Source organism: Stenotrophomonas sp. Ker107b, from assembly GCF_053847245.1.
In genome coordinates this window covers 2129693-2146271 of the sequence record NZ_JBSPHX010000001.1, presented here as the reverse complement: position 1 = coordinate 2146271, position 16579 = coordinate 2129693, and the positions used below count along the sequence as shown (strand labels likewise).

Below are 16579 nucleotides of genomic sequence, written 5' to 3'. Positions count from 1 at the left end.
ATGCCGATGCGCGTCACCGCATCGTGGTGCCGGATTACGACAGGGGGCTGCCGTACACGTCGAACACAGCGATCATCGCCGAGGCACACAGCGGCGCGTTCTGCGCGTACTGCACACAGACATCGGGCGCTTCAGGCCTCAACGTGACCTGGATCTGCAGCGGGCTCCACGGCAGCGTGCAGCCGGTGGCCAGCGAGAGCAGCAGGGCCAGGCAACTGGAAGACATGGGAATACTCCTTGGCGGGGGCCGGTAGTGACATGGGATTGGATGCAGCGCCGGCCAGGAAGGTTTAAAGGCCGCAGAAATAATCCGCCTTGCCGCACGCGTGCCACCCGCGAGTCCCGTAGCGGCCGGTAGGCCCCTGGGCAAAATCAAGGAGGAGGTCGTCGCCTTAAGGCGGCGGCCGGGGGACATTTGCCGAGGGGCCTGCCGGTTGCTACGGGGCCCTCACGCTCGCGGCAGCCCCAAGCGGAGGCACCTGAAAAGAAAGTCAGAACGGGCTTAAACCTTTTCCATGCCCCCCGCATCCAACGGATATGCTCGACACGACCATGCCCGCCTCCAGCGCCACGACCCAGGCCGATGCCGCCGATGACCACGCCCTCGTGCGTGCCGCGGCGGCCGGCGACGTGACCGCATACGAACGCATCTACCGGCGGCATTCGCCGCGCGTGTACGCCGTGCTGTGGCGGCTGTGCGGCGGCCACGCGGCCCGCGCCGAAGACGCCCTGCAGGAGGCCTTCCTGCAGGCATGGCGCGCCCTGCCGGGCTTCCGTTTCGAAAGCAGCCTCGGCACCTGGCTGCACCGGCTGGCGGTCAACGCAGCGCTGATGGAACTGCGCGCCAACGCCACCGGCGATGCGCGCGATGCCGGCGAGGAGGGCTGGGAATCGTTGGCGATGCTGCCGGCCCAGGATCGCTGCGCCGGCACCTCCATGGACCTGGAGCGCGCGCTGGAAACACTGCCACCCCGGGCCCGCGCGGTCCTGATCCTGCATGACATCGAAGGGTGGAAACACCAGGAAATCGCCGACCAGCTGCAGATGGCCGTCGGCAGTTCCAAAGCACAATTGCATCGTGCGCGCGGCCTGCTGCGTGCACGCCTGGGAGAAACCGCATGACCCCCCATGATTCCGATCACGACGAACTGCCCGCTCACGACGAGCTGAGTGCACGCCTGCGCGCCCTGCCGACCGAGCGCGTCCCGCCGGCACGGGTGTGGCAGGGCATTGCCGCGCAGCTGCCAGGCCAGGCGCCAGCCCCCGCGGTTGCCGCCCGTACCCCGGCCGCACGGTGGCCGCACCGCCACCGCTGGCCGCTGCGCGTAGGCCTGGGAATGGCCGCCGCACTGGCCGTGCTGATGGTGGTGCCCACGCCGATCCCGCAGACCCCGGCACCGTCGCTGCTGCAGCGCCAGGCCGATGCGATGGCCGGCGAATACCAGCAGGCGATTGCGGCCTTGCCCAGTGCCGATGTCACCGATGAGTGGCGCCCGGCCCTGCATGAACTCGATGCCAGCGCGGACACCATCCGCGCGGCCATCGCTGAAAACCCCCGCTCGCGCTATCTGCTCGGGCAACTGCAGCGTACCTACGCGCTGCGGCTGGAACTCACCCAGCAGGCGGTGCTGTCCGCCGGCCTGCCCACTTGAAGGAGAACCCCATGCGCATTCCTCTGTCCCTGATCGCCGCCCTGGCTCTGTGCCTGCCGCTCGTCGCCCAGGCTGCCACCAACGTCAATGAGCGCCATCCGCTGGGCGCCGGCGGTCGCGTGGAGATCAGCAACATCGCGGGCAAAGTCACCGTGCGCGGCTGGGATCGCAGCGACGTGGCGTTGACCGGTTCGATGGCCGACGGGCTCACCCTCAAGCAGGACAAGAGCAGCAACCGCGTGCGCTGGGAAGTGGAGTACCCGCGCGGCCGCAGCAACGGCGGGGCGACCCTGGAACTGCGCGTGCCACGTTCGGTGGAAGTGCAGCTGGGCACCGTCAGCGCAGACATCGATGTGGCCGACATCGACGTGCGCCGGCTGCAGGCCAACAGCGTCAGTGGCAGCATCACGGCGGCCGGACGCAGCGGCGAAACGACGTTGAACACGGTCAGTGGTGGCATCCGCTCGCAGCTGCAGACCGCACGCCTGGATGCGCGCACGGTCAGCGGCCAGTTGCTGGCCGGCGGCGGGGCATCAGGAGAAGTGGCGGCCGAATCGGTCTCCGGCCGGGTCAACGTCAATGCCGGGCGTATCCAGCGGCTGGCGGTGGAAACCGTCTCGGGCAGCCTGGAGGTGAGCGCGACCGGCATGGCGCCGGGCGGCAAGGTGACGATGCAGACGGTCAGCGGTTCGGTCGCGCTGAAGCTGCCGGCCAATGTCTCGGCCCAGTTGAACGTCAAGACGTTCAGTGGTGGCATCCAGTCCGATGCCGGGCAGGTGGAGAAGCCGCGCTATGGTCCGGGCCGCAGCCTGGATGCGCGTCTGGGATCGGGCGATGGGGATATTTCGATCAGCGCCCATTCCGGGAGCGTGCGGGTCAGTCTGGGCCGCTGAGTGCGGCCACCGCACCGGCCAATGCCGGTGCGGTCGGCAGCAACGTCAGCCGGCTTTCTTCAGCGCCAGGGTATTGCCCAGCACTTCGATCTTGCCGCCACCTTTACGGAAGGCAGCCAGATCCGCAGCGATGCTCTGGCTGCTGACGGCGGAGTTGGACCCTTGCTTGCGGTCGACGCGAACGGTGTTGCTTGCCTTGGGGGAGGTCTTTGGCGTACGAGCCATGGATGCTCCTGCTATGGATGAAGCGTGGAAGAAAACGTCGACAGATCCTGCTGTTGTCGACGGTAGTCCTGCCGCACGAGGCGGCAATCATCGCCGCCCATGTCGAACTGGCGGCAGATCGCGGGTCGCTGCGAGTAGATCGTGCAGCGCAGGTGATACGGGTCGATCGCGGCGCACCAGCCTTCTTCGTTGCGTGCCATCACCGTGCCGCCACGCGCATCGGTGTCCAGCAGGTAGCCGGGCACGTTGTCGTCAGGCATGACGGTGACGGTGAGCCGACAGCACACCGCGTCGCAACGACGGCAATCGATGGGGTCGGGCTCGGACGATGTAAGAAGTGCAGCCAGGCGTTCGCCCAATCTGAGTGTCTCTTGGCGGCTCGGGGTGCAGCAGGCTGTGAACGAGCCGGATCACAGCGATGAGCGATCCCGGCACCGCGGACAGGTCCGGACGGTGGCAGTATCGAAACGGACGGTGGCCTGAGAGGCCAGGAAGAGGGTGCTTGTTGCGTCAAGCGCATTGCGCTTTGAAGCCGAAAGATGATAGCGCTTTCGGCGTAACGTTTTGTTAATAAGGTCGTTCACACCTCTTCAGGCCTTGTGGGACAAGGCCTGGCGTTGCCGGTGGATCAGTTGGCGGCGGCCAATGCCAGCCCGTGGACCACACCGAACGACGGATTTCCGCGGACCAGGGTCGAGCCCGGGAAGGCGTTGGCCACGGCCTGCTGCAGGTAGCCGGCGCGCGACATGCCACCGGTCAGGAACACCGCTGCCGGGTCGTGGCCGATGTCGCTGCGCACCTGCTCCAGCAGCGCGGTCAGCTCGCCCAGATACCCGCCGGCGGCGGTTTCCAGCCGCGAGGCATCGATCTGCATCTGCAGGCCGCGTTCGATGAAGTCCAGCGCGCTGTCGTGGCTGGCCACGCTGCTCAGGGCGATCTTGCAGCGCTCGACTTCACGGTACAGGCGCGCGGTATTGCCGGTGTCCTGCAGCGCGGTCAGGCGCGGGCCGAACGGCGCGTCCACATCGCGGTAGGTGTGCTGGCGGAAATCACGCTGACGGGTCATGTCCTGCACCATCGCCGCTTCCACGTAGTGGTGCGCCGGCACGCGGGTGATGCCGCGGCCGAACAGCGGCATGTAGCCGCCCAGGCTCAAGGCCAGATCGATATCGGTACCGCCACGGGCGATACCCCAGGCACGGTGGATGGTCGGGGCCTGGCCGCCGCCTACGCGCGCATGGGCAACGTCGGTGGTACCACCGCCGATATCCACCACCACCGCGTCGTGCTCGCGCGGGCTCTCGGCGTGGTAATGCATCGCGGCGGCCGCCGGCTCTTCGAGGAAATCGATGCTGTCGAAGCCGGCTGCGATCGCCGCGCCGTGCAGAATCTCCAGCGCCTGCGCGTTGCCGGCCTCGCCGATCGAGCTGCGGAACTGGACCGGGCGGCCCAGCGTGGCGGTGCGGATCGGCGTGTCCAGTTGGCGCGAGGCGGTCAGGCGGATATGCTCGAGGATGTGCGTGGCGATGCCGGCGATGGTCTGGCGCGCACGCGGGTGCAGGTTGTAGCCGAGCATCGACTTGGGGCTCTGCACCAGGTTGCCTTCGTTCTCTTCGAAGTAGGCCTCCAGCGCGTCATCACCGTAGACCGCGTTCTGCAGCAGGGTGGTCGAGCTGAGCGGGGCGCGCATCTGCTCTTCCATCCACTGCCGGCGCACCACACGCAGGGCCTCGCGGCGCAATGCATCGGGGCTGCGCTCCTGGCCGGCGGCACGGGCATCGCGCGCGGCCGCGTCGACCAGCCGGGCCAGGTCGTGCTCCAGTGCCGGGGTCAGCTCGAAGTCATTCGGGTCGCGCATCACCTCGGGGAAATACACCGTGGTGCGGAACTGTTCGGCCTGGCCGAACTGGATCGGCACGACCTTGCCGTCGATCACCACAGCGGCGGCGGAGTTGCTGGTGCCAAAGTCGATGCCGAGTTTCATGCGCGGGCCGGGCCGGTGGTCAGGGGGCGCGCACTTTGCGGCAACGGGACCGCCGACGCAAGGGCAGCCGGTAACGGGCGGTTACACTACGGGCCGTTTCGTAACCGAAGAGCTGTCGATGTCCGCCATTCCCGCCTGCCCGCAGTGCACCCTGGAAAACACCTATGCCGATGGCGCGCTGTTCATCTGCGCGGACTGCGGCCACGAGTGGGCGGCCGGTGACGGTGGCGGCGAGGTCGTGGTGGTGCGCGACAGCAACGGCAACGTGCTGGCCGCCGGCGACACCGTGACCGTGATCAAGGACCTGAAGGTCAAGGGATCCTCCATCCCGCTCAAGCAGGGCACCGTGATCCGCAACATCCGCCTGGTCGAGGATGATGCCGAGCACATCGAAGGCAACTCGGAGAAGATCAAGGGTCTGGTTCTGAAGACCTGCTTCCTCAAGAAGGCCTGAGCCGGCTCAGTGGGCGTTGGTGCCACGCTGGCGCCAGCGCTGCAGGCTGTCCAGCTTGGCCTGGTAGCGGGAGGTGACCGCATCGCCGTTTTCCCCCGCCAGGTCCCGTGCGCGCTGCATCTCCAGCGAGGCGCGATGCGGGTCGCCGGCCAGGAAGTAGGCCCGGGCCAGGGCGAAATGGAAGGGATGCGCGCTGTCGTACAGGCGCACGGCGCGGCGGTAGAACTTCACCGCGTCGGGATAGTCCCGGCGCTGCTCCGCCCGCGCACCCAGCATGTACTGCGCGAAGGGATCGCTACGCTGTACCCGCGCCAGCCGGCCCGCCAGCCGTTGCGCCTGGCGGGTATCGCCCACGCGCCGGTACAGCGCACTGGCATTGCTCAGGCTGGCGCCGTGCCGCGGCTGCAGGCGCAGGGCGGTCTCGTAGTCGCGCCGGGCCTGGTCCAGGTCCCCCATGCGCGCATCCAGCACCCCCAGATTGTTCCAGCTGCCGACAAAGTCCGGCGCCTGGGCGAGCGCGGCACGGAAGTAGGTGCGCGCACCGGCCGTATCGCCGGCGGCCATGCGGTCGGCGCCGCGGTTGTTGTAGAAATGGGCCAGCGCCCGTTGTCCGTTGATCTTCTGTGGGCCAAACCGGTCATAGAGGACGTTGTGGTCAAGATCGACGGTGCCGCTGCGCCCGTCCAGCACGATGCCGGCATTGACGTGGCCAATGCTGTAGATCACGCCGGATGACTGATACCAGGACACCACCTGCGCCACTTCCTGGACATGCGCATCGATGCCGGCAAGGTTGGCCAGGGTCACGAACAACAGCGTGAACGAGAGGCAGTTGGCGCGCCGCGTCTGCCACGTCTGGCTGATCGTGTGGGTCGCATCGGGGTCGTAGACCAGGTGCAGCCCCTGCGTGTCGAAGATCATCTCGACCAACCGCTGCAGGCGGCGCTCGCGCGAGTACCCCGGGTCGATCACCTGCTCCTGCAGCAGGGTCAGCAGCGGGGCGGGCACCTCCAGGATCTGCGCCGGCGTGGGCAGCTCAGTGGTGACTGGCGCGGTGGAAAGGGGAGGCGCGGCGGTCTCCGCCGCCCAGGCCGGTACGGCAGCCAGGGCCATCCACAGCATCAGTAGTCTGCATGCGGTCATCGCCGTCACCTCGCAGGGCGCTTGGGGTCCGTCGGGTTGAGTCTAGGCGCGTTGGCACGTGCCGGCGTGCCGTTCATCGGCTGTCCACGCCATCCACAGAGGATGTGGACCAGCGGTCGACAAACATGTGGATAACCCTCGCGACGCCCTGTGCAAGAAGGGGGCAATGGACGTGGTCAAAAAAGTGCCGGTCTTGCCAGCACACGCCCGGCGGCCAATCATGGCGGCATGCGCTTTGAACCGATCCCGCTGCCCTCCGGACAGCTCGCCGAGCTGGAAACCGCCTACGCCCTGCCGCCGCGGGCGTACCACAACTGGTCGCACGTGCAGGCCGTTCTGCAGCACTGCGTCACGGTCGACGAAGCTGGCCCGGGCTGGCGCCAGCCGCGCGAGGTGCAGCTGGCCGCGCTCTATCACGACGCCATCTACGACGCGGGCCGCGGCGACAACGAAGCCCGCTCGGCGGCCATGGCGCGCGAGGCCATCGCGCGCTGGCTGCCCGATGCCGGGATCGATGCGGCGCGCGTGGTCGAGTTGATCGAACTGACCGCGCGCCACAGCAAGCTCGCGCCCGGTGATGTCGATCCGGAGGCGGCCCTGTTCCTGGACTGCGACATGGCCATTCTGGGCGCACCGGCGACGGTGTTCGATGCGTACGACCGCGGCATCGCCGAGGAGTACGCCGGGCACGTGCCGGGCTTCCTGTTCCGACTCAACCGCCGGCGCTTCCTCAAGCAGGTGCTGGGGCAACCGCGGATCTTCCTGAGCGACTTCTTCCACCAGCGGCTGGATGCGGCCGCGCGCGACAATCTGCGCCGGCGGGTTGAGCGCTGAACCACGCCCGCTACACTGTACGCGCTGTTTTCCCTACGTGTGTGGCCATGTCCGTGTCCGTTCCAGATCCCGATCCGCGTCCGCAGCCGCCGGAAGAACCCGGCCCCAACGAGTGCTGCGGCAGCGGCTGCCCGCTGTGCGTGCTGGATCTGTACAGCGATGAGCTGCAGCGCTACCGCGCCGCGCTGGCCGCCTGGAAACAGCGTCACCCCGAGGCCACCGACTGACCGCAGGAGCTGCGATGTCGCTTCCCTTGCCACGCCCTTTCCGCTGGCCCGCGCAGCATCACGCACGCGTTGCTCTGCTCACGCTGATGGCGCTGGCGCTGTTCGTGGCCATCGCGTTGTGGACGCAATGGGCACGCGATGACCTGGACTGGGTGCAGGCCACCCTGAGCCTGTACCTGCATGGCCCCTGGGGGCTGGCACTGCGCGCGGCTTACTGTGTGCTGGCGCTGGCGATCATGCTGCTGGCCCTCTCCCTGCATGCCAACAGCCGATCACCCCGCCGCAGTGCGGCCGCGCCGCTGCTGTTCTGGGTGGCCGCGCTGGGATTGATGGGCGTGGCGATCGGCGACAGCTGGCTGCCCGAGCGCGCGCCGCTGCTGGCACCGCTGGTGCACGGGCTGTCGGCCAATACCGCGTTCCTGTGCGTGAGCGTGGCGATGCTGCTGCAGAGCTGGTACCTGCGCGCCGATCCGCGCTGGCGCACGTGGGCCGGGCCGGCCTGGTGGTGGGCCTGGCTGTGCTTCGTGCTGCTGTGGCTGCACGTGCTGTGGCGCGGCCCGCCGCGCGGCGCTGGGCAGAAGCTGGTGATCGCCGTGGTGCTGGTGTGGCTGGTCTCGGTGGCCTGGCAGCTGTGGCGGCAGGCGCGCCGGGACGCGCGCTGAGCGTCCGGCCACGCTGTGTACATGCCCTTGGCAGGGCAGGGGCGTATCGTTGGCGCACTAGTCATGGGATGCGCGACGATGCGGCAAGCCGGTTGGGGGATGATGCTGGGTGTGGTGCTGGCGGGGATGTCCGGACAGGCGCTGGCCGCGCCGCCGCAGCAGCTCAGTCACGGGCGTTTCGAGAACGTGCCGGTGTATCTGCCGGACGGTCGCCCGCAACGGGTGGTGGTGTGGTTTGACGGTACCGCCAGCCATGCCGACAGCCAGCAGCGCATCGATGCCTTGCGTGCCGAGGGCGCCCTGGTCGCCCAGGTCGATGTCGCGCATCTGCGCCAGGTCCTGGCCCGCGAGAAAAGCGGTGATTGCGCGTTCGGTGCCGGCGATGTGGAGAATTTCTCGCGCTGGTTCCAGGCCTACCTGCACGTGCCGGGCTATCACCTGCCGCTGATCGGCGGCGATGGCGAGGGCGCGGCGCTGGCGTACGCGGTGGCCGCCGAGGCCGATACGCAGGTGTTCGCCGGGCTGATCACCACTGGCTTCTGCCCGTCGGGCGTGCGCGAGCGCAAGGTCTGCGGCGCCGGCAGCAGCCACGGTCGCCTGCAGCCGGCTGACCTGAATTTCCCTTGGTTGAACGCCGCCGGCGATGTGCATTGCCCGGCCGGCGAGTCGGCTGCGTTCGTGCGCAAGGTCGGCATGGGGCGCCAGTTCGAGCGCACCGCGCGGGGCGATGCACTGCCCGGCCTGCTGGCCGCGGCAAAGGTGATCGGAGCGCAGAAGGGCGTCAGCCTGGCGCCGCCACCGGATGACCTCAAGGGCCTGCCGGTGGTCGATGTACCGTCGAGCAAGCCGGGCGACACCTTCGCCATCTTTGTCTCCGGCGATGGCGGCTGGGCCGGGTTGGACAAGGAGGTTGCCGCGTCGCTGAGCGAGGCCGGGGTGCCGGTGGTCGGGGTGGACTCGCTGCGCTACTTCTGGACCGCACGCACGCCCGACGGCTTCGCCCGCGACCTGGAGCGCATCGTCACTCACTACAGCCACCAGTGGCAGCGCCGCAACGTGGTGCTGGTCGGTTTTTCGCAGGGCGCCGATGTGCTGCCGGCGGCAATCAATCAACTGTCACCGGCCACCCGCGATGCGGTCTCGATGATCGCGCTGCTGTCGGTGGGCAAGACCGCCGACTACGAGTTCCATGTCAGCAACTGGCTCGGCGGCGGCGGCGATGGCCTGCCGATCGCACCGGAAGTGGCCAGGTTGCCCGCCGGCAAAACGTGGTGCGTCTACGGCGAAGACGATGGCGACGCGCTGTGCCCGTCGCTTCCCGCCGGTGGCAATGCACAGGTCATCAAGCTTCCCGGCGACCATCACTTCAAGGGCGATTACGATCGCCTCGCCGACACCATCGTCCAGCATCTGCCGGCGCGCTGAGCGCCGGTGGTCCGTGCCGGCACGGGCTCAGTCGTGCCGGCGCGGGTCCAGTGAGATCAGCCGGGTCGCATCCAGCAGGGCGGCCGGCAGGTGCACACCGCCCGGCGCGGCCAGATAACGTGCGCGCCAGACCGGGGCGAACTTCGACTTGAAACGGCGCAGGCCGCTGAAGCCGTAGAAGCGTTCGCCATGCCGCGCGACCAGGTTGGCGAAGCGGTTCCAGCGCCCGGCAAGGCGATGCTGGGCCAGCCCGGACAGCGGTGCCATGCCCAGCGAGAACCGGTGGAAGCCGTGCGCGCGGCCCCACAGGAACAGTTCGATGAACAGGAAATCCATCGTGCCTTTGGGCGCATCGTCGACGTGCCGCATCAGGTCCACCGAGAGCTCGTTTCCGGCCGGTGCCTGCCACAGATTGGCGAAGGCCACGATGCGCCCTTCGGCCTCCACCACCGCGACCGGGAAACGCGCCAGATAGGCGGCATCGAAGCTGCCGAGCGAGAACCCCTTTTCATCGCCGGCCTTGTCGTCCAGCCATTGCTGGGAGACCACTGCCAGCGCCGGCAGCAGGGCAGGCACTTCCTCGGGCATGGCGACCCGGAAGCTCAGCCCACCGCGCTTGCCGCGGTTCCAGGCCTGGCGCAGATCGGCGCGCTCGCGGCCTTCCAGGGTGAAGTCCTGCAGCGGCACCATCGCCTCTTCGCCAAGCTTGACCAGGGTCAGGCCCAGGTCGAGATAGGTCTGCCAGTGCGCCTCACCGACCTGGTAGAACACCGGGCGCAGGCCGAGCCGATCGGCTTCCTCACGGAAGCGCCAGATCAGCGCACGGACCACGTCGGGCGGGCCGACCGGATCGCCCATCGCGATCAACGAGCCGCCGTAGCGCTGCATCATCACGAAGCCCCGCTGCGCCTCATCACGCAGCACCGCCTTGTCCGCGGTGAGCACCAGACAGGCCTGGGTGTCTTCGGCGGCGGCCAGGATCGGCGCGAGCGCGTCCAGCGTGGACGTATCAGCGGCCGGCAGGGGGCTGCGCGTGCTGTGCAGCAACCGCGCCAGGCCGAAGATGGTCAGCGCGATCGCCACCAGCAACAACGCACGCAATGCACGCGGCGCGTTGCCCTGCAGCGCGAACTGCCACCACAGCTCGTTCTGGTATTCCACGTGGCTGTAGACGAAGAACAGCAGCCAGATCACCGCGACCAGCACCAGCCCGAGGTTGCGGATCCACGGCCACGACCAGGCCTCATCCAGCAATGCGCCCTGGCGATAGAACTCGCGCCGCGAGGCCCACAGCGCGGCGGCCACCAACAACGCCGACAGCGCAATCAACACCTGCCCGCCGCGCAGCCAGATCGGCAGCGGGGACAGCACGCAGATGCCGAGCGCGAGCATCCACGCGGCATGGCTGCGGCGCTGCAGGCCCTGACCGATCAACAGCAGCGCGACACCGGCCAGACTGCCCAGCAGGTGCGAGGTTTCCAGGATCGGCAGCGAGGCGGTGATCAGGTGCCGGCGTGGTGTCGGCAAGGTGCCATCGATCACCAGTGCGGCGCCGACGCTGAACACCGCCAGCGCGATGATCTGCGGAAGCCAGGGGCGCAGCGCGGTCCAGCCGACCCGGGTGGCACCGGCGCCGGCACGCAGCGGGCGACGCAGCGCGGGCGCGACCGCCAGCACCGTGGCCAGCAGCAGCGGCAACACGTAATAGGTCACGCGGTAGATCAGTGCGGCCGCCAGCACCGCGGCGGGCGCCACCTGCGGCAGCAGCTTGAGCAGGCTCCACTCGAACACGCCCAGGCCGGCCGGCACGCTGGAGATCAGGCCGGCCAGCACCGCGACCAGATACAGCCCGACGAAACCGGGCAGGCCGGTTGGCGTATCCATCGGCAGCAGGACATAGAACGCGGCACTGGCCAGCACCAGCTCGACCACACTCAGGGCGGTCACACCGAGCATGGTGCGGCGGTCGGGCAGCCACAAGGCATGCCCGCGGATCTGGAAACTACGGCCCTCGCGGCCGACCAGCAGCACCGTGCCGGCATAGGCCAGCAGGCCGAGAATGCCGATGACCCGCACCGCCTGCACCGGGATCGGCAGGGCCAGCGCGGCAGCGCCGGGTTCAAGCAGGAAGGCCAGCGCCAGCAGCAGCCATGCACCGAACACGAAGCCCAGTGTGCTCATCAATACGACCTGGCCGATCTCGCCCAGCGTCAGGCCCGCGCGACCATAGCCACGCAGGCGCACGGCGCCGCCGGTGAGGGCCGCAAAGCCCAGGGTCTGCCCCAGCGTATGCGCCAGGAACGCGGTGATGCCGACCCGCGCCGGATGCAGGCGCTTGCCGCTGCGGCGCAGGCCGATCGCATCGAAACCGATCAGGCAGGCATAGCTGGCCAGGCCAAGCAGCACGGTCAGCGCGATCTGGCCGGCGCCCAGATGGCGGAAGGCCTCGCGGATGGCGCGGTAGCCATGCTCATCGAATTCGTTGGCCAGCCCACGCAGGGCCAAGGCCAGGATCACCAGCGGGATGACGACGGTCGCGGCGCGGCGCCAGGGGGCGCGGGCCGGCGGGGGAGCAGGGGCGGTGTCGGTCATCGGTACAGCGTGCTCCGGGGTGGGCGATGAAGGAGTCAACGCAGGCGCGGGCGCCTGACCGGCAAATCGTGCGCCTGATGCCGACGCTTGCCAAGCGGGTGGGATGTGCGTGCTGTGGCTGCTTTGCGCACCGGGCCGGGCAGGCGCACGCCGCATCGGTGACAATGCGGTTTCATCCAGAGGAGCAATTGCCATGTTGGAACGTTTCGATGTCGGCCCGCGCATGTCCGAAATGACCGTGCACAACAAGGTCGCCTATCTGTCCGGGCAGATCCCTGAAGACACCAGCCAGGACATCACCGGCCAGACCCGTCAGGTGCTGGAAGAGATCGACAAGCTGCTGGCGCTGGTGGCCAGTGACAAGCAGCACATCCTGCGCGCGGAAATCTTCCTGGCCGACATCAATGATTTCGCCGGCATGAATGCCGCGTGGGATGAGTGGGTGGTGGCTGGCATGACCCCGGCGCGCGCCACGGTGGAAGCCAAGCTGGCGGATGCGAGCTGGAAGGTGGAGATCGTGGTGACCGCGGCATTGCCGTAAGCGCATCGCGGGACCGCTGGGCGCCATGGTGATCGACGCATCGCCGTGCGCCCAGACCCTGCCGCCGCCGCGAGGCGCATAGCGGCCGGCGCAAGGGTCAGCGCGCGCTGACCAGGTCGATGCAGTCCACCGGGCAGGGCGGGATGCACAGCTCGCAGCCCGTACACAGATCGGCGATGACGGTGTGCATGTACTTGGCGCCCCCGACGATCGCATCCACCGGGCAAGCCTGGATGCACTTGGTGCAGCCGATGCAGTCGGCTTCGATCACCACCGCGACCTGCGGTGCCTTGTGTGCACCGCGCGTGCGGTCGAACGGCACTGCCGGCACACCCAGTACGTTCGCCAGCGCGCGCGCGCCTGCATCGCCGCCGGGCGGGCAGTGATCGATGCCCGCCTCGCCGCGTGCCATCGCCTCGGCATACGGGCGGCAGCCGTCGTAGCCGCATTGCCCGCATTGGGTCTGCGGCAGGAGGCGGTCGAGGCGTTCGGTGAGGGTATCGATGGGGAGGCTCATGGCGTGGCGGTGGCTGCGCGGTGGGGCATCAGGCCCGGCTGTCCCGGGCCGGTGGTGGTGTAGCCGGCGAATCCCGACGCGGCTTCACGGGCTTGCCGCGATACCAGCGCTCGTGGGCGAGCGCGAGCATCGGGCGGTCTTCGCGGCTGTCGCCGTAGGCGTGGATGCGCAGGTAGCGCGCGAGGTCGTAACGCCGACGGATGTGCTCCACCTTGCGCGGGCCGCAGTCGCCCTCGGCGTAGCGCCCGGTGAGGCGTCCGTCGTGGCTGTCCAGCCGGTTGCAGATCAGCTGCAACCCCATCGCCTCGCACCATGGGCGCAGGTACAGGTCCAGCGAGCCGGACACGATCACCACGGTGTGCTGTTGCTTGAGGTGCCAGTGGATCTGCTCGAGCATCTCCGGCCGCATCACCTGCGGCAGCACATCGCGCGCGTAGCCGGCGGCCTGGGCGGTGATGTCCTCGAGATGGCGGCCGGTGAAGGTCAGGCGGGTGACACGGGCGCGGATGCGTTGCGCGGAGATCAGCTTCAGGCGATAGGCCAGCAGCCACGGGCCGACTTTCCACCAGGCCTGTGCAAGCTGTTCGGGGGTCGCCACGCGGCGCAGGAACCGCCCGTAGGTATCGCAGGTGGTGACCGTGTGGTCGAAATCGAACAGCGCCAGTTCCAACCCACACCTCCAGGCAGAAGAGCGTGGCAGGGCGACCCGGTGGCCGCCCTGCCGCAGCGATCAGCGGACCGGCATGCCCGGCAACGCGGCGCTGTCGGCATCCAGCAGGGCCAGTGCGCCGCCGTCGAAACCGGCCGACAGGATCATGCCTTCGCTCAGGCCGAAGCGCATCTTGCGCGGGGCCAGGTTGGCGATGAAGACCACGCTGCGGCCGACCAGCTGTTCCGGCTCGCCGTAGCTGGCGCGGATGCCGGAGAAGATCTGGCGCTTGCCCAGGTCACCGGCGTCGAGTTCGAAACGCAGCAGCTTGTCCGACCCTTCCACGAACTCGCAGACCAGCACCTTGCCGATGCGCAGATCCAGCTTGGCGAAGTCGTCGATGCCGATGTAGGCCGGTGCGGCCTCGCCATCGGCCGCAGCAACCGGTGCCGGTGCGGCAGCGGGCTTGGCCGGTTTGGCCGGGGCGGCGGGGGCCGGGGTGGCGGCCTGCAGGGTGTCCTTGGATGCGTCGGTCATGGCGTCGATTCTTTTCGGGTCGATACGGGTGAACAGGGGCTCATACACCGCGATGGTGTGCGCGGTCAGCGGGGCGACGATGTCGGTCCAGGCGTGCACGGGCGCGGCCAGGAAAGCCTCGGCCTGCGCGGCGGTGGCCGGCAGCACCGGCTTGAGCGCGGTGACCAGCACGCGGAACAGGTTCAGGCCCTGGGTGCAGACCGATTGCAGCTGCGCGTCGGCACCGTCCTGCTTGGCGATCACCCACGGCTTCTGGTCGTCGATGTAGCGATTGGCTTCGTCGGCCAGGGTCATGGTCAGGCGCAGCGCGGCAGCCGGATCGTTGCGCTCGTACGCCTCGCGGATCGGCGCCAGTGCGGCGACGAAGCGGTCGTACTGGGCGGCATCGGGCAGCGCAGCCGCCAGGCGGCCCTCGAAGCGCTTGCTGATGAAGCCGGCGCAGCGGCTGGCCAGGTTGACGAACTTGCCGACCAGATCCGCGTTGACGCGCGCGATGAAATCACCCAGGTTCAGGTCGAGATCGTCCACGCCGCCAGAGGACTTGGCCGCGAAGTAATAGCGCAGCGCTTCCGGTTCCAGCCCGGCATCCAGGAAGGTGCGGGCCATCACGAAGGTGCCCCGCGACTTGGACATCTTGGCGCCATCCACGGTCAGGTAGCCGTTGACGTGCAGGCGGGTCGGCGCGCGGTGGCCGGTGCCGTGCAGCACCGCCGGCCAGAACAGGCCGTGGAAGTTCACGATGTCCTTGCCGATGAAGTGGTGCAGCTCGGTGCTGGTGCCGGCGCGCAGGTGCGCCTCGAAATCTTCGCCAGTTTTCGCGCACAGCGCCTGGAAGCTGGAGAGATAGCCGATCGGCGCATCCAGCCACACGTAGAAGTACTTGCCCGGGTGGCCCGGGATCTGGAAGCCGAAGTACGGCGCATCGCGCGAGATGTCCCACGCGCGCAGGCCACCTTCGGCGTTGAGCCACTCACCCAGCTTGGCCTTCACGCCCGGCAGGGCGACGTCGCCGGCCAGCCACTCGCGCAGGAAGCCTTCGAAGCGGCCGACCTCGAAGAAGAAATGCTCCGAATCGCGGATTTCCGGCGTGGCGCCGGAGATCACCGATTTGGGGTCCTTCAGGTCGGTCGGGCTGTAGGTGGCGCCGCAGACTTCGCAGTTGTCGCCGTACTGGTCCGGGGTACCGCAGTTCGGGCAGATGCCCTTGATGTAGCGGTCCGGCAGGAACATGCCCTTGGCCGGGTCGTAGAACTGGGCCACGGAACGGCGCGCGATGTGCCCTTCGGCCTCGAGTTTGAGGTAGAAGGCTTCGGTCAGCGCCTTGTTGGCCGCCGAGTTGGTCGAGTCGTAATGATCGAACGCCACGCCGAACGCGGCGAAATCACGCTCGTGGCTGGCCTGGATGTTGGCGATGAAGGCCTCCGGGGTCACGCCGGCCTTCTCGGCCGCGAGCATGATCGGGGTGCCATGGGTGTCATCGGCGCAGACGAACCAGGTCTTGCCGCCGCTCATTCGACGCGCGCGCACCCAGATGTCAGCCTGGATGTAGCCGACCAGGTGGCCCAGGTGCAGCGGGCCGTTGGCGTAGGGCAGGGCGGTGGTGACGAGAGCGGTGCGGGTCATGATGAGCGCTGTTGCCAGGGGAACCGGGGATTATCGCACGCCAAAACGCAGTAACCCGGCCGAAGCCGGGTTACGAGGGCTCAAAAGCAGCGCCGGGCTTACTCGCGCACCCAGGTCTGGGCGCGGCAGATGAAGGCCACGCAGCCGGACACGTCCAGCTTGGCGCCGCCGGTCTGCAGCTTCATCTTGGACTTGTAGGTCTTGCCGTTGCCCGGATCTAGGATGGTGCCGCCGGACCAGGCGTTGGTGCCGTCGGCCTTGAGGTTCCACAGGATGGTCATGCCTTTGACCGGCTTGTTCTTGTTGGCGCCCTCGCAGCCGTCGCAGACCGGATTGGGGCCCTTGTCCGAGTGCAGGATGTCCACGACCTTGCCGGTCAGCGTGCCGTTGGTGGCCTGGGTGATCTCCACGATCGACTTCACCTTGCCGGTCTTGTCATCGATGGTCTTCCAGCGGCCGACGGCGCCGTCGGCGGCGCTGGCCGACATCGCGGCCATCATCAGCGGCAGCGCCAGCAACAGGGTCTTGAAAGTCTTGCGCATGTTCCCCTCCCAGGGATGTCCGTGAACGCCGGCGCAGGCGGCCGGTACAGGGCCGACTGTATACCCATTCGCTCCGGTA

19 protein-coding genes are annotated in these 16579 nt (G+C 68.4%); 9 read left to right on the top strand and 10 right to left on the bottom strand.

The window, feature by feature from the left end; all coding sequences use genetic code 11:
- Positions 1–34 precede the first annotated feature (34 nt).
- Positions 35–226, bottom strand: coding sequence for a hypothetical protein (locus ACWV8V_RS09745; protein ID WP_259259557.1), 192 nt, complete (start codon positions 224–226; stop codon positions 35–37).
- Between the two features lie 311 nt (positions 227–537).
- On the opposite strand from ACWV8V_RS09745, the gene ACWV8V_RS09740 reads away from it, so the two are divergent.
- The 3 genes from ACWV8V_RS09740 to ACWV8V_RS09730 are packed head-to-tail and all read left to right on the top strand — an operon-like array spanning position 538 to position 2545.
- A complete protein-coding gene (locus ACWV8V_RS09740; protein ID WP_259259558.1) occupies positions 538–1122 on the top strand; it encodes an RNA polymerase sigma factor in 585 nt (194 codons plus the stop codon).
- On the top strand, positions 1119–1652 hold the full coding sequence (locus ACWV8V_RS09735; protein WP_259259559.1) for an anti-sigma factor: 534 nt from the start codon (positions 1119–1121) through the stop codon (positions 1650–1652). Before ACWV8V_RS09740 ends, ACWV8V_RS09735 begins: the two co-directional genes overlap by 4 nt.
- 11 nt (positions 1653–1663) lie before the next feature.
- Positions 1664–2545 (top strand): DUF4097 family beta strand repeat-containing protein, encoded by an 882-nt coding sequence (locus ACWV8V_RS09730; protein WP_455899560.1) that lies wholly within the window; start codon positions 1664–1666, stop codon positions 2543–2545.
- A 45-nt stretch (positions 2546–2590) separates the two neighbouring features.
- Here the strand turns inward: ACWV8V_RS09730 and ACWV8V_RS09725 are convergent, their stop codons facing one another.
- The 3 genes from ACWV8V_RS09725 to ACWV8V_RS09715 form a co-directional block, all read right to left on the bottom strand.
- Positions 2591–2770 carry a hypothetical protein gene (locus ACWV8V_RS09725; RefSeq protein WP_019183415.1) on the bottom strand — a complete coding sequence of 60 codons (180 nt, stop codon included), beginning with the start codon at positions 2768–2770 and terminating at the stop codon, positions 2591–2593.
- Positions 2771–2781: 11 nt separating this feature from the next.
- Entirely contained in the window at positions 2782–3081 is a 300-nt protein-coding gene (locus tag ACWV8V_RS09720; RefSeq protein ID WP_080114834.1) for a YkgJ family cysteine cluster protein, read from the bottom strand.
- 317 nt (positions 3082–3398) lie between these two features.
- On the bottom strand, positions 3399–4754 hold the full coding sequence (locus ACWV8V_RS09715) for an Hsp70 family protein (RefSeq protein WP_455899559.1): 1356 nt from the start codon (positions 4752–4754) through the stop codon (positions 3399–3401).
- 118 nt (positions 4755–4872) lie between these two features.
- Here ACWV8V_RS09715 and ACWV8V_RS09710 point away from each other — a divergent pair, with 118 nt between their 5' ends.
- Entirely contained in the window at positions 4873–5208 is a 336-nt protein-coding gene (locus ACWV8V_RS09710; RefSeq protein ID WP_455899558.1) for a zinc ribbon domain-containing protein YjdM, read from the top strand.
- Between the two features lie 6 nt (positions 5209–5214).
- On the opposite strand, the gene ACWV8V_RS09705 is transcribed toward ACWV8V_RS09710, so the two are convergent.
- Positions 5215–6351, bottom strand: coding sequence for a tetratricopeptide repeat protein (locus ACWV8V_RS09705; protein WP_455899557.1), 1137 nt, complete (start codon positions 6349–6351; stop codon positions 5215–5217).
- A 228-nt stretch (positions 6352–6579) separates the two neighbouring features.
- On the opposite strand from ACWV8V_RS09705, the gene ACWV8V_RS09700 reads away from it, so the two are divergent.
- The 4 genes from ACWV8V_RS09700 to ACWV8V_RS09685 all read left to right on the top strand — a co-directional run bounded on the left by ACWV8V_RS09700 (position 6580) and on the right by ACWV8V_RS09685 (position 9499).
- On the top strand, positions 6580–7185 hold the full coding sequence (locus ACWV8V_RS09700; protein WP_455899556.1) for an HD domain-containing protein: 606 nt from the start codon (positions 6580–6582) through the stop codon (positions 7183–7185).
- 47 nt (positions 7186–7232) lie between these two features.
- Positions 7233–7412: an oxidoreductase-like domain-containing protein gene (locus ACWV8V_RS09695; RefSeq protein ID WP_319623573.1), complete on the top strand. Its 180-nt coding sequence runs from the start codon at positions 7233–7235 to the stop codon at positions 7410–7412.
- A 14-nt stretch (positions 7413–7426) separates the two neighbouring features.
- Positions 7427–8074 carry a DUF998 domain-containing protein gene (locus ACWV8V_RS09690; RefSeq protein WP_455899555.1) on the top strand — a complete coding sequence of 216 codons (648 nt, stop codon included), beginning with the start codon at positions 7427–7429 and terminating at the stop codon, positions 8072–8074.
- A 78-nt stretch (positions 8075–8152) separates the two neighbouring features.
- Positions 8153–9499: a virulence factor family protein gene (locus ACWV8V_RS09685; protein WP_455899554.1), complete on the top strand. Its 1347-nt coding sequence runs from the start codon at positions 8153–8155 to the stop codon at positions 9497–9499.
- Positions 9500–9526: 27 nt separating this feature from the next.
- Here ACWV8V_RS09685 and mprF read toward each other — a convergent pair whose 3' ends face one another.
- A complete protein-coding gene (gene mprF, locus ACWV8V_RS09680) occupies positions 9527–12091 on the bottom strand; it encodes a bifunctional lysylphosphatidylglycerol flippase/synthetase MprF (RefSeq protein WP_259259565.1) in 2565 nt (854 codons plus the stop codon).
- A 193-nt stretch (positions 12092–12284) separates the two neighbouring features.
- Here mprF and ACWV8V_RS09675 point away from each other — a divergent pair, with 193 nt between their 5' ends.
- Positions 12285–12632, top strand: a complete 348-nt coding sequence (locus ACWV8V_RS09675; RefSeq protein WP_121038644.1) for a RidA family protein — start codon at positions 12285–12287, stop codon at positions 12630–12632.
- A gap of 97 nt (positions 12633–12729) precedes the next feature.
- On the opposite strand, the gene rnfB is transcribed toward ACWV8V_RS09675, so the two are convergent.
- The 4 genes from rnfB to ACWV8V_RS09655 all read right to left on the bottom strand — a co-directional run bounded on the left by rnfB (position 12730) and on the right by ACWV8V_RS09655 (position 16500).
- On the bottom strand, positions 12730–13149 hold the full coding sequence (gene rnfB, locus ACWV8V_RS09670) for an Rnf electron transport complex subunit RnfB (RefSeq protein WP_259259566.1): 420 nt from the start codon (positions 13147–13149) through the stop codon (positions 12730–12732).
- Positions 13150–13177: 28 nt separating this feature from the next.
- A complete protein-coding gene (locus ACWV8V_RS09665) occupies positions 13178–13819 on the bottom strand; it encodes an HAD family hydrolase (RefSeq protein ID WP_259259567.1) in 642 nt (213 codons plus the stop codon).
- 60 nt (positions 13820–13879) lie between these two features.
- On the bottom strand, positions 13880–15958 hold the full coding sequence (metG, locus tag ACWV8V_RS09660; RefSeq protein ID WP_455899553.1) for a methionine--tRNA ligase: 2079 nt from the start codon (positions 15956–15958) through the stop codon (positions 13880–13882).
- 98 nt (positions 15959–16056) lie between these two features.
- Positions 16057–16500, bottom strand: coding sequence for a DUF2147 domain-containing protein (locus ACWV8V_RS09655; protein ID WP_121038630.1), 444 nt, complete (start codon positions 16498–16500; stop codon positions 16057–16059).
- Between the last annotated feature and the right edge of the window lie 79 nt (positions 16501–16579).

Coding starts and splice junctions, on each gene's coding strand:
- ACWV8V_RS09730 (WP_455899560.1), top strand. CDS start 1,664: ATGCGCATTCCTCTGTCCCTGATCGCCGCCCTGGCTCTGTGCCTGCCG.
- ACWV8V_RS09735 (WP_259259559.1), top strand. CDS start 1,119: ATGACCCCCCATGATTCCGATCACGACGAACTGCCCGCTCACGACGAG.
- ACWV8V_RS09675 (WP_121038644.1), top strand. CDS start 12,285: ATGTTGGAACGTTTCGATGTCGGCCCGCGCATGTCCGAAATGACCGTG.
- ACWV8V_RS09725 (WP_019183415.1), bottom strand. CDS start 2,770: ATGGCTCGTACGCCAAAGACCTCCCCCAAGGCAAGCAACACCGTTCGC.
- ACWV8V_RS09690 (WP_455899555.1), top strand. CDS start 7,427: ATGTCGCTTCCCTTGCCACGCCCTTTCCGCTGGCCCGCGCAGCATCAC.
- ACWV8V_RS09710 (WP_455899558.1), top strand. CDS start 4,873: ATGTCCGCCATTCCCGCCTGCCCGCAGTGCACCCTGGAAAACACCTAT.
- ACWV8V_RS09695 (WP_319623573.1), top strand. CDS start 7,233: ATGTCCGTGTCCGTTCCAGATCCCGATCCGCGTCCGCAGCCGCCGGAA.
- ACWV8V_RS09740 (WP_259259558.1), top strand. CDS start 538: ATGCTCGACACGACCATGCCCGCCTCCAGCGCCACGACCCAGGCCGAT.
- rnfB (WP_259259566.1), bottom strand. CDS start 13,149: ATGAGCCTCCCCATCGATACCCTCACCGAACGCCTCGACCGCCTCCTG.
- ACWV8V_RS09715 (WP_455899559.1), bottom strand. CDS start 4,754: ATGAAACTCGGCATCGACTTTGGCACCAGCAACTCCGCCGCCGCTGTG.
- metG (WP_455899553.1), bottom strand. CDS start 15,958: ATGACCCGCACCGCTCTCGTCACCACCGCCCTGCCCTACGCCAACGGC.
- ACWV8V_RS09655 (WP_121038630.1), bottom strand. CDS start 16,500: ATGCGCAAGACTTTCAAGACCCTGTTGCTGGCGCTGCCGCTGATGATG.
- ACWV8V_RS09685 (WP_455899554.1), top strand. CDS start 8,153: ATGCGGCAAGCCGGTTGGGGGATGATGCTGGGTGTGGTGCTGGCGGGG.
- ACWV8V_RS09745 (WP_259259557.1), bottom strand. CDS start 226: ATGTCTTCCAGTTGCCTGGCCCTGCTGCTCTCGCTGGCCACCGGCTGC.
- ACWV8V_RS09705 (WP_455899557.1), bottom strand. CDS start 6,351: ATGACCGCATGCAGACTACTGATGCTGTGGATGGCCCTGGCTGCCGTA.
- mprF (WP_259259565.1), bottom strand. CDS start 12,091: ATGACCGACACCGCCCCTGCTCCCCCGCCGGCCCGCGCCCCCTGGCGC.
- ACWV8V_RS09700 (WP_455899556.1), top strand. CDS start 6,580: ATGCGCTTTGAACCGATCCCGCTGCCCTCCGGACAGCTCGCCGAGCTG.